This window comes from Noviherbaspirillum galbum (genome assembly GCF_010974945.1).
Lineage (GTDB): Bacteria > Pseudomonadota > Gammaproteobacteria > Burkholderiales > Burkholderiaceae_D > Noviherbaspirillum > Noviherbaspirillum galbum.
This window is the reverse complement of sequence record NZ_JAAIVB010000085.1, coordinates 1-14,297: the sequence shown is the minus strand read 5'-3', so window position 1 is coordinate 14,297 and position 14,297 is coordinate 1. Positions and strand designations below refer to the sequence as shown.

The window sequence follows — 14,297 nt, the reverse complement described above, 5'->3', positions numbered from 1 at the left end:
GCCATGTGGAACCTCATCAAGCCGCGTCAATCCAGCCTGCGCTTCTGGCAACTGGCCGTCCTCGTCCTCCTGTTCGCGGTCTGGCACGGCATCTCGCGCAATCCGCAGGGCGCGTTTTTCTTCGGCGAACCGCTGGCGGTGCTGGTGCGCATCTGGCAATGGTTCACGGTGGGCAACGGTTCGCTCGAGGTCAGCCTGGGCGAAACGACCTTGTTCACGCTGAATTTCCCCGCCGAAATCTACCCGCACCTGCTGGTCACGCTGACGGAAACCGTGCTGGCGTTCGGCGTCGGCACCCTGCTCGGCCTGGGTTTCGGCCTGTGGCTTGCCTTGTCGCCGATGGCTTCCGCCATCCTCGATCCCTACATCAAGGCGGCCAATTCCATGCCGCGCGTGATCCTTGCGCCCATCTTCGCGGTCTGGTTCGGCCTGGGCATCTGGTCCAAGGTGGCGCTGGCGGTGACCCTGGTGTTCTTCATCGTCTTCTTCAACGTCTACCAGGGCGTCAAGGAAGTCAGTCCGGTCATCCTTGCCAACGCCCGCATGCTGGGCGCCAACCGCAGCCAGCTGCTGCGCCAGGTGTACCTGCCCTCGGCCACGTCCTGGGTATTTTCCAGCCTGCATACCTCGGTCGGCCTGGCCTTCGTCGGCGCGGTGGTGGGCGAGTATCTCGGTTCGGCGCGCGGCGTCGGCTACCTTATCCTGCAAGCCGAAGGCAGTTTCGACATCAATACCGTCTTCGCGGGCATCCTGGTGCTCACCGTATTTGCCCTTGCCCTCGATACCATCGTCGGCGTCGTCGAGAAGCGCCTGATGAAATGGCAGCCGAAGTCCGGGGAAACGGAAAAGCTTTGATCGTGCCGGGCCGCGGAGACCGCTTTCCGGACGGCATCGCCGGACATTGATGGCAACCCCGGCAAAAGCGGAATCCGGCCCGGCACCGGACGGCTTGCCCGCAGGAGAGCGCCGCCTCGCGATGCTTTCCGTGGCGGCGGGGGTCGGCATGGCTTCGCTCGACACGTCCATTGCCAACACCGCCCTGCCCGCCATGGCGTTGCAATTGCAAGCCACCCCGGCCGACTCGGTATGGATCGTGACGGCCTACCAATTGGCCATGGTGGCAACCCTGTTGCCGTTCGCGGCGCTGAGCGAAATCGTCGGCTACAAAAAGGTGAACCTTGCCGGCCTCTTGCTGTTCGCGGCGGCATCGCTCGCCTGCGCGCTCGCTCCCAACCTCCCCGTGCTGATCGGGGCGCGCCTGGCACAAGGCCTTGGCGCAAGCGCCATCATGAGCGTGAACGGCGCGCTGCTGCGGGTGATCTATCCGTCTAGGCTCCTGGGACAGGGATTCGGTACCAATGCCTTGGTCGTCGCGGTGGCCTTCTCTCTCGGGCCGGCGCTCGCGTCGGCCATCCTTTCCGTCGCGACCTGGCCCTGGCTGTTTGGCATCAACATTCCCTTCGGCGCGATCGCGCTCATCCTGGGCTGGCGCGCCCTGCCGCGGCGGCGGGCCGCGCCGGCGGCAGGCCGGACTCCCTATGATGTCCCGGCCGCACTGTGCAACATCGGCGCATTCGGCTTGCTCATTTTTGCCGTCGGAGAAGCCGCGCATCACCGTCATGCCGGCGTGACGTCTCTTGAACTTGTCGTCGCGGCCGCGCTGCTCGGCCTGCAGGTGCGGCGCGAGCGAAGCAGCGCCTCGCCGATTTTCCCGGTGGACTTGTTTCGCCGCCCGCTGTTTTCGCTGTCCGCGCTGACCGCCACGCTCACGTTCGCGACGCAAAGCCTCGGCTTCGTCGGCCTGCCCTTCTTTTTCGAGGCGGCCCTGCATCGTTCCGCGGTCGACATCGGCCTGCTCATCACGCCATGGCCGGTAGTCGTGGGCATCATGGCGCCCATCGCCGGCAGGCTGTCCGACCGTTATCCGCCCGGCGCCCTCGCCGGCATCGGGCTGGCGATGCTGTCGGCCGGAATGGCGGCGCTGGCCACCCTGACGCCGCAGGCAACGGTTCTGGAAATCGCCGCACGCATGACGCTGTGCGGAATGGGCTTCGGCTTTTTCCAGGCACCCAACCTGAAGGCGATGATGAGCAGCGCGCCGCCTCACCGCAGCGGCGGCGCCAGCGGCATCATCGCCACCGCGAGATTGACGGGCCAGGCAAGCGGCGCGGCGCTGGCGGCATTCTGCCTCTCGCTCTCGGTGCCGCAAGGCGCGCGCTACGCGCTATGGCTCGCCGCCGTGTTGTCGGCGACCGGGAGCATCGTGAGCGTCAGCCGGCTGTTCGTGCGGCAAGACGCGATGGATTAGCCTGCCATCGCGTCATGCGATGGCATATTCGCCAATGACTGCTTTACCAGAGTTCGGGGCGATTGCATCATGAACGTCAATACGGCAGCCTCCGTGCCGGCGGCACGAGACATGAAGGCACATATCAATCGGGGAAGAAGCATGACCTCATCGAAAAGCATTTCTCTCACCGAAGTTGGTCCGCGCGACGGCCTGCAAAATGAAGTGCGCAACCTCCCGACCTCGGAAAAGATCGCCTTGATCGAACGGCTCAGCGCCGCCGGTTGCAAGGAAATCGAGATCACCTCCTTCGTCAGTCCGAAGATGATCCCCAACCTGGCGGATGCCGCGGAAGTGGTTGCCGGCACGTCTTCGCTGCCATTGACGCGCTTCGCCCTCGTTCCGAACACCAGGGGCTACGAACGCGCGCACGCGGCGGGCGTGGAGGGCGTGACCCTTGTCCTGTCGGCCACCGACAGCCACAACATGAAGAACCTCAACCGCACCACGCAGGAATCCATCGCCGACCTCGTGCCGCTGTTCGAGCGAGCGAGGATGGATGGCTTGCAGGCGCGGGTATCGATTTCCATGGTGTTCGGCTGCCCCTTCGAAGGCAATCCCGGCCTCGGCAGGATAGAGCGCCTCGTCGGCACGATGGCCGACAAGGGGTTCAGGCGCATCGGCCTGTGCGACACCATCGGCATCGCCAATCCGAACCAGGTCTTCGACTGGATGAGCGTGCTGCGCCAGCGTTTCAGCGACGTCGAGTTCGAGCTGCACTTCCATGACACCTACGGGCGCGGCCTGGCGAACCTCATGGCCGGCATCGCAGCCGGGGTCCGGCGTTTCGACAGCTGCATCGGCGGCATCGGCGGCTGTCCGTACGCCCCCGGCGCGACGGGCAATATCGCCACCGAGGATGTCGTGTCATTGCTCGAGGCTTCCGGCTACGATGCCGGCATCGCGCTCGACGGCTTGCTCGGCGCATCGGACTTCCTTGCCGATCAGCTCCGCAAATCCATGAGCAGCAGCATCTGGCGGGTACACCACTCGCAATGCGCCAAGGCTGCCTGACCATCCCCCCGCACTTTCCCGCACATCCCTGCGAAATCCGACATGAACGACATCAATTCCGAATCCACATCAACCAAGGTGCAGCCTGCAAGCGGTCCGCTGGCCGGCGTCAAAGTGATCGAAATGGGCACGCTGATCGCGGGTCCGTTCGGCGGACGGCTGCTGGCCGAATTCGGCGCCGACGTGATCAAGATCGAGGTGCCGGAAAAAGGCGATCCCATCCGCAACTGGCGCATCCTGCACGACAACGGCACTTCGCTGTGGTGGTACGTCCAGTCGCGCAACAAGCGCTGCATCACGCTCGATTGCGGCGATCCCGAAGGCCTGGACGTGCTCAAGCGCCTGCTCAAGGAAGCGGACGTGCTGATCGAGAACTTCCGGCCCGGCACGCTCGACAAATGGGGACTGACGCCGCAGGTCCTGCAGGAAATCAATCCGAGGCTGGTCGTTTCCCGCATTTCCGGTTTCGGCCAGACCGGCCCATACAGCAAACGCGCCGGCTTCGGCGCCATCGGCGAGTCGATGGGCGGGATTCGCTATCTCACCGGCTACCCGAACATGGCGCCCACGCGCGTCGGCATCAGCCTGGGGGATTCGGTGGCCGCGCTGTATTCGGTGATCGGCATCCTGATGGCCCTCTACCATCGCGACTGCAATGGCGGCGGCGGCCAGGAGATCGACGTCGCGCTCTACGAAGCCGTGTTCAGCCTGATGGAAAGCATGGTGCCGGAATACGACAAGAAAGGCATCGTGCGCGAACGCACAGGCTCCATCCTTCCCGGCATCGCGCCCTCGAACGTGTACCCGACCAGCGACGGCAAATACGCGGTGATTGCGGCGAACGGCGATGCCATCGTGCAGCGCCTGCTCACGGTCATGGGACGGCCCGACCTGATCGACGACGACCGCTTCCGCAACAACGCGGCCCGCGTCAGGCACATGGAATTCATCGACGCCCTCATCACCGGGTGGACCGAGACGCGTACCCTCGCGGAATGCCTGCAGCAACTCAATGACAACGGCATTCCCGCCGGCCCGATCTACAGCATCGCCGACATCTTCGACGATCCGCAGTATCTTGCCCGCGACATGATCCTCGACGTGCCGCATCCGGAATTCGGCACGCTCAAGGTGCCCGGCATCGTCCCCAAGCTGAGCAAGACCCCCGGCAAGATCGCGTGGCTAGGACCCAAGCTGGGCGAACACAACGTCGAGGTGCTGCGCGACGCCGGAGTGAGCGAGGAACAGATCGCCCGCATGGCGGAGCGCGGAATACTTTAATCAAGGACGGCGCAGGAGAAGCCATGGTGGCAAGAACCCTTTACGAAAAGCTGTGGGACCAGCACGTCGTGCATGAAGACGAACATGGCACCGCCCTGCTCTACATCAACCGGCACCTGGTCAACGAGGTGACCAGCCCGCAGGCATTCGACGGGCTGCGCCTGAACGGCCGCCCGGTCTGGCGCATCCATGCCAACATGGCGGTGGCCGACCACAACATCCCTACGGTCAATCGCAGCCAAGGCATTCCCGATGCCGTATCGCGCACCCAGGTCGAAACGCTGGCGCGCAACGTCGATCAATTCCACCTGCCTTACTTCGGGCTGGACGATCCGCGCCAGGGCATCGTGCATGTGATCGGCCCCGAGCAAGGCGCGACGCTTCCAGGCATGACGGTGGTGTGCGGCGACTCCCACACGTCGACGCACGGGGCGTTTGCCGCGATGGCGTTCGGCATCGGCACCTCGGAAGTGGAACACGTGCTGGCGACGCAAACCTTGCTGACCAAGAAATCCCGAACGATGCTGGTGCGGGTCGACGGCAGGCTGGCACCGGGAGTGAGCGCCAAGGACATCGCCCTCCACATGATCGGCACGATAGGAACGGCGGGGGCGACCGGCTACGCCATCGAGTATGCCGGCGAAGCGATCCGTGACTTGTCGATGGAGGGGCGCATGACCCTGTGCAACATGTCGATCGAGTCCGGCGCCCGCCTGGGCATGATTGCGGTCGACGACAAGACGATCGCCTACCTGGAGGGCCGGCCCTTCGCGCCGAAAGGAGCGGACTGGCAGCGCGCGGTATCGCAATGGCGCGGGCTGCATTCCGATCCGGATGCGCCTTTCGACCGCGAGGTCCACCTGGATGCGGCGGCGATCCGTCCGCAGGTCACCTGGGGCACCTCGCCCGAGATGGTGTCGAGCATCGATGGGCAGGTGCCCGATCCCGCAACGATCGCCGATCCGGTGCGGCGCGACGCCATGCAGCGCGCCCTGGAATACATGGGACTGCAGCCGAACACGCCGATCCGCTCGATCATGCTCGACAAGATTTTCATCGGTTCCTGCACCAATTCAAGGATCGAGGATTTGCGCTCGGCCGCCGCCGTGGTCAAGTGCAAGTCGGTAGCCGGCAACATCCGCCAGGCGCTGGTCGTGCCGGGCTCGGGCCTCGTGCGCCGGCAGGCCGAAGCGGAAGGCCTGGACAAGGTCTTTACCGATGCCGGATTCGAATGGCGCGAACCGGGATGTTCCATGTGCCTTGGCATGAACGATGACAGGCTGGGCAGGGGCGAACGCTGCGCCTCCACCTCGAACCGGAATTTCGAGGGCAGGCAGGGCGCGGGCGGCCGGACCCATCTGGTCAGTCCGGCGATGGCCGCCGCCGCCGCGATCGCGGGACATTTCGAAGACGCCAGCCGCATTTGAGGAGAAACACCGCATGCAAGCATTCCAGCGTCTGCAAGGATTGGTACTGCCTCTCGACCGGTCGAACATCGACACCGATGCCATCATTCCGAAACAATTCCTGAAACGCGTCACCCGGACCGGATTCGGTCCCAACCTGTTCGACGAATGGCGCTACCTCGACCACGGGGAACCGGACATGGACTGTTCCGCCAGGCCGAAGAACATGGATTTCGTTCTCAACCAGCCGCGCTACCAGGGCGCCGAAATCATCCTTGCCCGGGAAAACTTCGGCTGCGGCTCGTCCCGCGAACATGCGCCGTGGGCATTGCTGGACTTCGGCATCCGCGTCATCATCGCACCCAGTTTCGCCGACATCTTCTACAACAACTGCTTCAAGAACGGCTTGCTGCCGGTCGCATTGCCGCCCGAGGCCGTCGACCTGTTGTTTGCCGAAACCTTATCCACTCCCGGCTATCGGCTTGACGTGGACCTGGAAACCCAGCGGGTACGCACGCCGTCCGGCACCGTCTTCGGCTTCGACGTCGATACGTTTCGCAAGCACTGCCTGCTTCATGGGCTGGATGACATTGGCCTTTCGCTGCAGCACGCCGGGAAGATCCGGGCGTATGAAGAGCGGCTGAAGGCCGAATCGCCCTGGCTGCTCGACCAGAAGTGAAGGCTACGCCAGGTTGCCGGCGCACATCGGCATAAGTACGCTCACATCCAAATGCTTGTTCACCAATAAGCGTCAGGGTGTGGGCGTATTTGCTTCTGGGGCTGAACCTTATTGGTTAAGCTTACATGCGAATGTCCGCTGCTCTAGGCCTTGATTTGTTTTGTATCGACGGCAATTCATGGGGTCGTTTTCATATGTTCTGAGGCGAAGGTTCTGCTTCGTACCCCAGCGCCTCTACCCCGACCGAGGTGGCGATCTGTTGCAACCGCGACAAGCACGATTGCGTCGTCTCCTCGATCCAGCGCCGCTGGAAGCCTTCGTCCATGTCCAGCAGCAGGAGATATCGCCTCGCTCCCCATACGGAAGCAAACAGGATTTTCACGGTGTCCGGATCCAGCCTTCCAGGGAAATCAGGACATGCTGTCATTGCCTTGATCCACTTTGCGCAGAGCTCCTCGAACACCCGTCGATGATGTTTTGGCTCCGCGATAACACTTTCCAGCCGTAGCATCGCCACGTCAAAATAGGGCAGGTCTTGAGGTTTGATCTCCCCGGTCAACCGGACCAGACGACGCATGCGCTCATCCCAGGCGAGGCCCACCGGTTGAATGACCTGGACCTCGATCGCGACGAGGAGTGCATCAATGCAATGACGGACATAACCCGATAGCAGCGCTTCCTTGTTGGGGAAATAGTCATACAGGGTTCCTACGGAAACCCCTGTTTCCAGCGCAACCGCGCGCGTGGTAACGCCCTCCCATCCCTTGGTCCGCCAAATCCGAACAAATGCGTCAAAAATCGCCTGGACGGTGAACTTGGCGCGGGCCTGGCTTGGCCGTTTGAGAGGTTTGGCGGCAGACCACCCGGACGAGCTTTTTCCGAACCTGTCGGCTGCCCGCTTTCGATACATTGTAGGCATGCATCTTTACCGTAAAAAAGGAGAGAGAGATGAGTGATTCCTTGAATGTAACACGCCTGCTGACCAATAAACGCGCACTTGGCGAGAGCCGGATCGATACCGTGGAAATGCCGTTGGCATTGGCGGAAGGAGAGGTGATACTGAAAATCGACCGCGTGGCCGTGACCACGAACAACATCACTTATGCTGCGTTCGGAGACGCGATGCAATACTGGGGATTCTTCCCCACCGGAGAACCTGGCTGGGGACATATGCCGGCGTGGGGGTTCGCCGATGTCATCAGGTCGAATGCCGAAGGGGTGGAAGTTGGGGAGCGCTTCTACGGTTACTATCCCGTCGCCAGTCATATCAAGATGAAAGCCGTGCGGGTAAAGCGTCGTGGTTTCTATGACGGCGCCGAGCATCGCCTGCACCTGACCTCCGCATACAACCAGTACATGCGCTGCAGTGCCGATCCGGCATACCGGCACGCCTTGGAAAATTACCAGATGCTGGTTCGCCCCTTATTCATCACTTCGTTCATGGGCGCCGACTTCTTGCAGGACAACGACTTCTTCGGCGCCCGGCAGATCGTCGTGTCGAGCGCCTCCAGCAAGACCGCCTACGGGACGGCTTTCTGCCTGATGGGCAAGGCCGATGTTCGATTGATCGGCGTGACATCGGCAGGCAACCAGGAATTCGTCGATGGACTTGGGTGCTATCACGAAAGCGTCACTTATGAGCAGATTGACCGCCTGCGCGCTGATGTGCCGACCCTTTACCTGGATTTCTCCGGCAATGAAGACTTGCGCGCAAAAATCCACCACCGCTTCGCCGACTTCCTGGTCTATGACTGCTTCGCCGGCTCGGCGCAAAACACGTCCTTCCTGCGCGATACCGCTTTGCCAGGCCCGAAGCCGGAGTTCTATTTCGCTCCTGTACAGATCCGCAAAAGAAACAGCGATTGGGGACATGACGTCGTCAACCAGCGTTTCAATGCTGCGCAAATGGACTTTATCGGTTGGGTGAGTGATGAAGGACAGTTACGCATGGAAGTCGCGGAAAGCGAAGGTTACGAAGAGGCGCGGCGCCTGATCAAAAACCTCCACGTTGGCTGGATAGATCCGCAGAAAGGACATGTCGTGCGTCTGGACCAGACGGCCTGACTGTCTAAGGGTGAATGGAAGAAACGTTTTCACTCGCCCTGAACCCATTGCTGACTGTGGTCTATCCGAATACTGCCCTTCACTTAAGTATCGCAACGGACTTAAGAGTTCTTTGTGCAAGCGGCCAGCTTCGTCCACTGCTATAGCTCACAAAAATTCTTCAGTAGGACAAGCGGGCATTGCGACCAATCACAGCAATATCCAGATATGACGATCCGCGTCGATTGGTGTCCGTAAAATTGATTGCAAATCCGCCTAACTTGAAGTTTTTCATTGATGTCAACGCCTGCGTTACTTTCTCCGCTGTCGGCTGAGGTCCAGCAAGCCTGATCGCTTCCACCGCCAACCTGACATTCAGGAAGGCCTCGAAGGTGAGTGGACTGGCCACGGCTCCTTTCGCATATGGCGTTTGCATGAACGTCTTGAATTCTCTGCTCAGTGGTAGCGCACTCGAATTCGGATTTGGAACGACCTGGCTAATCCCGATGCCGCGAATTTTCTCCTGACCGGCAAAGTCAGCCAGCCCTTGCGGCGTCACGAATGAAAGCGCGTAGATCTGTGCCGCGCCAATTGGGGCGTTGTACGCCTTCATGAAGCGGTAAACGGCTTCTGGCACACCCATCAGAAGAATTGCCTGCGGCTTTGAGTCGGAAATATTATTCGCGTGCGTGGCAAAATCACTTTCTCCAAATTTGTAGCTTTGCTTTAGCGTCACATCAAACTTGAACTCCTGTGATGCTTTGCTTACGCTATCCATAATGCTGGCGCCAAAAGCGTCTTCCTGATACAGGACCGCAACACGCTTCAGCCCAAGCGTCGACAATAGCCGGCAAATCTTGACGATTTCGTCGTTGTAGGACGGTCTCGTATGGAAAATTTGTTCGGAGCCCGTGCCGCGGATCGCTTCGGAGCCACTAAATACCCCGACCAGAGGCACCTTATGCTTGTTCAATACGCCTGTCTTGGTCAGTACCGCCGTATTTGATGTGCCTGCACCGTTGACTAGCGCAACGACGTGGTCCTTTTCGATGATATCTTCAACAAGCGGGGCAGTTTTTTTGGGATCGTAGCCATCATCGCGCGTGACCAACGTCAGTTTGTTCCCGTTGATGCCGCCCTGATCGTTAACCATCTCCAGATATCCATAAGTCATCTTGAGGATGTCCGTCGTGGTAAGGGCTAAGGGGCCGGTGATCCCAGTGACGCTGCCGATTTTAACTTCACCCGCAATGGCAAAATTAAAGAATAAGCCGGCTGCCAATGCAGCGGCTATAACATGTGACTTCATGGTGTCTCCTCTTTGGGTTTTTGGTTTTGCGCGACTTCACTCGCAATGTTCCTTGCGTTTGTCACGAGTGTAAAACGACTTCAGGTCGGTGTCAGTCACATTCGAGACAATTTCACAAGTTTTTATCTTGCTGCGATTTCAGGTAGCAGCCTGGCCGGATGCGTGATCAATTTATGGCGCTTGTGACGTAATGATTTTGCAAAGAGCGATCGTAGGGCGTCAAAGCGAGGCGGCCTTGCAGTCATGGTTACTGCAACTGACCTGCTTCCCACCACAGTCCCTACACTTGGCTTTTGGAGCTTTAATCCTGCCTGCACATCGTCATAAATACGCTCGCGCCCAACTGCTTATGAATCAATAAGCTACCGGGTGTGAGCGTATTTCTTTTTGTGGGTGAAACGTCATAGTTAAGTTCACATCCGAAGGTCTGTTCTACGGAGTTAAGCCGACGTAGCCGAGATGAAGGCGACCGGCTCAAAACGACCCTAAGCTGTCATCGCGGCATCCCGATAGCGGCCATTTACCTACAACTAGTTAGGGTGGCGCACGGTCTTAGCGTTTTCATACGGCATGGACCCATGGTGGGCAGCGGGCTTTTCCCGAACTGACGGCCGACACATTTGTAGATGACTCAACTTGCATGTTAAGTTCCACGATTGCAGTATGTGCTCAAGTGAGAAAACACCGCGGATAAGGTAACTGGATTTAGTCATGTGGTTTGTAAAGTGGCGACGAGTGGTGTAGCTCTTCCAGCCACCGAACTTGTGTGGCGGCGTGCTGGATGGCTTGTTCCTCGGTACTGAATCGAAGCCCGGAATAATCACCGACGAGAGTCCACCGTCCTTGGTCTTCCGGGTCTTTGCGGAACACCTTAAACGTGAACTGTCCATCGGGAAGACCAATTACGTCAACGCAATTTAAACCGTACCGATCCTCAATGCTGTTGATGATCATTTGGTGTCTCATCCACAATGAATTTATCAGACCATTATGCGGCAAGCCTGCACCTTGTCTGAAGTGATGCACATTTGATTTGTCAGCACAGCAACTATAGGCAGCTTTCCAAACCGTCACCGGCAGGGGGCGAACGAGGGCTAACGTGCGCTCGTAGCTACATCAATCTAGGTGCACGCTAACCGGACCCATTTTCTGGAGTTCGCAATATTACCGAGACTGGACAACACCTTTTCCCACGTTCCAGACATCGGTTTGCTAAACATGAACTGCCGGGTGTGGCCCAGACCGGAAGTAGCCTAATCTCGATAGCTGACGTGCATTAACTGGATCAAGTGCATCGAGTGTGTCTACGAAACCTCTGACAATTCATTCTTAGAGTTGAGCGGGTTTGAACGCTATAGCGTCGGCGGTCTTGGACCCGCTTGCGCTGAATTGATATTGCCCCTCCTTTTTCCGGTGTATGGCAACGCTTTTCCAACAATGAATTCTGTCTCAGACGTCGCCTCTAACGCTGTCAATGCAGTCAATCCCGTTTCAATGTTGCAAACTTCCCGCGAGCGTTCCTTCTTATGCCGTTTGACAAGTTTTATAGCAAGCAACCTTCGAAAAGAGGTCACCTATCTCAGGGATGGCGGCTGGCCCTCGCGACAAGTCTATTGCTACTAAGTTTGTTTGCGACTACGAGTGCCGTTCTTGTGCTCGGCTATCGTGATACTTTGCATCAGGAAGCGACGAATCTACGCAATCTTTCGACGGCTTTCGCTGCGCAAACACTGGCCGCAACACGTGCCATCGACCAAATCCTGCACCAGGTTCAACAAGACTTTCTGCATGCGCCCTTGAACTCGCCAGTTAGGCTGGATTACCTTGAACAGGACTATCCTGCTCAAAAGTATGTTATCGGTCTATATGTGTTCGACAAATACGGACGTATCCTGGCTCAACGTCGTGCAGAGCGGACACCGAGAGGCGGAAATCCGACGTCGGCGCCAGTCGTGGGGTCGACTGGAGCGTCCATTGGATCTCTTCATGTCGACGTAGCAAATATTGACGAACGCTCAGGCCATGCCACCTTGCGCTTCTATCGCCCGTTGCTCGATAAGCTAGGAGTCCGGGTTGGCACCATTGTTGCCGAGAGTGATTCATCAAGCTTCCAGCAGATATTTGACTCTGTATCCCTTGGGCCTGGTGGCTCTGTTACGCTGCTAAATCTCAATGGCACCATGCTAGTGCGCGGACCGAGTCTGGCTAACACAATCGGCCATTCTTTTCGGTTCACGCCCTTATTTCGGCGCTATCTTCCTCAATCTGGTCACGGGGGATTCGAAACCGTAAGCCCGATTGATGGAATCAAGCGTATTTATGGTTACGACGTGACTGGCGACTATCCACTAGTGATCATCGCGGGTCTTGACAAGTCCGCCGCACTCGCATCGTGGCGCCAGCAGATGCAAATAGCCATTGCCTTGCTCTGCCTAATATCCTTTATCGTCATTTTTCTTGCCTGGCATATCGCTCGCAATGCGACGAGACAGGCGGACCTCATTGCCAAACTCAAAGCGAGTGAAGCTCGGAATGTCAAGAGTGCCGAATACCTGAAGGCTACATTGAACACGCTTGCCACTCCAGTCTGGGTAGTTAACGCCAAAAGACGCATGGTTTTGCTAAATGACGCCTTTGCCGCCTTTACAGGAAAGTCCGTTGACATGCTTATGGGATTGCCTGAAGAAGAGGCATTGGATAAAAATGGGGTGGTCGAACGTAATGAAGCTTATCGCAAAGTTCTAGAAGGAAACGGCGCTGTCACCCTTGAGACCGATCTGCGCGATGGACAGGACCGACCACGCAGTTTCATCCAATTGACATCTCACCTGATCGATGAGGATGGTCAACCGCAGTTAGTCAGCGTCTTGACAGACATTACGGAAAGAAAGAATGCCGAGCGGCGTTTAGCTTATTTAGCCGATTTCGACTTACTTACCGAGTTGCCAAACCAGACACAATTTAGGCGAGTTCTGCATGAAGAGATCGCGACCGGCACCGCCACGGGTGGCCACCTCGCAGTGTTAGCTGTATCGTTGGAACGACTGCAGGACATTATTGATCTTGCCGGACACGCAGCTTGCGACGATGCGATGCGCCATGTCGCTCACTTGCTGTCCCAATTCAACGGACAAGTGAACTGCATAGCACGCGTCAAAAGCAATGAATTCGCCATCCTGATCAGGTTTGAGGGTACGGCCCATGCCATCAGACAATTTGCCATCGAAATCAACGAAAGCCTGTCCGCACCAGTCGCGCTTGGACAACGTGAATTCTACCTGGGCCCTGTTATTGGAATTTCACTCTTCCCCCAGGATGGTCATGGTGCGGATGAGTTGCTGCGACGCGCGGACGCCGCCAAGCACCGTGCCCAACGAGACAATCTCGATCCTATTCATTTCGTCGCTGACGACGCGCAACGTGCACTCGACGAACAGTTGAACATCGAAGCGCAGCTACGGCGCGCTCTGGGAAATAGGGAATTCCGGGTTGTCTATCAGCCAAAGGTCAATATCAGAACGGGTCGCATCGCCGGTTTCGAGGCTTTACTTCGCTGGCGCAACAAACAGCTAGGTGAGATTGCGCCAGCGCGTTTCATTCCTTTGGCTGAAAGCACCGGCCTCATCGTCCCCATTGGCGCGTGGGTAATTCGCGAATCCTGTCGCCAGGTCCGGACGTGGAGCGAACATCTGCACACTCCCGTAAAAGTAGCTGTCAATCTGTCACTGCGGCAGTTTCATCAACCCGACTTGATTTCGATGATCCAAAGCTGCCTCGATGACATTCACTTGCCCCCCGATTGCCTGGAGCTTGAAGTAACCGAAAGCACAGCAATGAGTCGTGCCGAAGAGGTTGATCGGCTGTTGCACGAAATTCGGTCCCTCGGCGTGGCATTGTCCATCGACGACTTCGGGACCGGCTACTCCAGTTTGGCGTATCTTAAGCGTTTTCCTGTCCAGGCATTGAAGATTGATCGCGCATTCGTGCGCGACTTGGGAACGGATGACGACAGCACGTCTATTATTCGCTCCATCATCGGGCTTGGCCATAGCATGAAGCTGCGAATCGTAGCCGAAGGCGTCGAGACAACTGTAAGCGTCCTTTGAGAGCCGTCTGGACGAAGTGATGTGCCGTCGGCATGATTCGACCGGTGTGGCACGCCTGGTTTGTGTCCACAATCGACATCATGGACATAATGGATCGACCGGTCACTTCCAC

Annotated in this window: 11 protein-coding genes; 8 read left to right on the top strand and 3 right to left on the bottom strand. The window is 58.3% G+C overall.

Annotated elements, in window-relative coordinates:
• Positions 1-3: 3 nt before the first annotated feature.
• The 6 genes from G3574_RS26660 (at position 4) to leuD (ending at position 6,727) form a co-directional block, all read left to right on the top strand.
• Entirely contained in the window at positions 4-855 is an 852-nt protein-coding gene (locus G3574_RS26660) for an ABC transporter permease (protein WP_163968606.1), read from the top strand.
• Positions 856-904: 49 nt separating this feature from the next.
• Complete coding sequence (locus G3574_RS26655) at positions 905-2,308, top strand: MFS transporter (RefSeq protein WP_163968605.1); 1,404 nt, start codon at positions 905-907, stop codon at positions 2,306-2,308.
• 141 nt (positions 2,309-2,449) lie between these two features.
• Entirely contained in the window at positions 2,450-3,361 is a 912-nt protein-coding gene (locus G3574_RS26650) for a hydroxymethylglutaryl-CoA lyase (protein WP_163968604.1), read from the top strand.
• A gap of 42 nt (positions 3,362-3,403) precedes the next feature.
• On the top strand, positions 3,404-4,642 hold the full coding sequence (locus tag G3574_RS26645; RefSeq protein ID WP_205609946.1) for a CaiB/BaiF CoA transferase family protein: 1,239 nt from the start codon (positions 3,404-3,406) through the stop codon (positions 4,640-4,642).
• 26 nt (positions 4,643-4,668) lie between these two features.
• The gene (gene leuC, locus G3574_RS26640; protein WP_328804869.1) at positions 4,669-6,069 is read left to right on the top strand and encodes a 3-isopropylmalate dehydratase large subunit; all 1,401 of its coding nucleotides are present in this window, start codon (positions 4,669-4,671) and stop codon (positions 6,067-6,069) included.
• Between the two features lie 13 nt (positions 6,070-6,082).
• On the top strand, positions 6,083-6,727 hold the full coding sequence (leuD, locus tag G3574_RS26635) for a 3-isopropylmalate dehydratase small subunit (RefSeq protein ID WP_163968602.1): 645 nt from the start codon (positions 6,083-6,085) through the stop codon (positions 6,725-6,727).
• 190 nt (positions 6,728-6,917) lie between these two features.
• On the opposite strand, the gene G3574_RS26630 is transcribed toward leuD, so the two are convergent.
• On the bottom strand, positions 6,918-7,646 hold the full coding sequence (locus G3574_RS26630; RefSeq protein WP_235953641.1) for a TetR/AcrR family transcriptional regulator: 729 nt from the start codon (positions 7,644-7,646) through the stop codon (positions 6,918-6,920).
• 29 nt (positions 7,647-7,675) lie between these two features.
• On the opposite strand from G3574_RS26630, the gene G3574_RS26625 reads away from it, so the two are divergent.
• Positions 7,676-8,791, top strand: a complete 1,116-nt coding sequence (locus G3574_RS26625) for a DUF2855 family protein (protein WP_163968601.1) — start codon at positions 7,676-7,678, stop codon at positions 8,789-8,791.
• A gap of 160 nt (positions 8,792-8,951) precedes the next feature.
• On the opposite strand, the gene G3574_RS26620 is transcribed toward G3574_RS26625, so the two are convergent.
• Together G3574_RS26620 and G3574_RS26615 are read right to left on the bottom strand one after the other, a co-directional pair.
• Positions 8,952-10,079, bottom strand: a complete 1,128-nt coding sequence (locus G3574_RS26620) for an ABC transporter substrate-binding protein (RefSeq protein ID WP_163968600.1) — start codon at positions 10,077-10,079, stop codon at positions 8,952-8,954.
• 705 nt (positions 10,080-10,784) lie between these two features.
• A complete protein-coding gene (locus G3574_RS26615; protein WP_163968599.1) occupies positions 10,785-11,033 on the bottom strand; it encodes a hypothetical protein in 249 nt (82 codons plus the stop codon).
• A 698-nt stretch (positions 11,034-11,731) separates the two neighbouring features.
• Between G3574_RS26615 and G3574_RS26610 the strand changes: the two genes are divergently transcribed.
• Positions 11,732-14,185, top strand: coding sequence for a bifunctional diguanylate cyclase/phosphodiesterase (locus G3574_RS26610; RefSeq protein WP_163968598.1), 2,454 nt, complete (start codon positions 11,732-11,734; stop codon positions 14,183-14,185).
• The last annotated feature ends 112 nt before the right edge of the window (positions 14,186-14,297 follow it).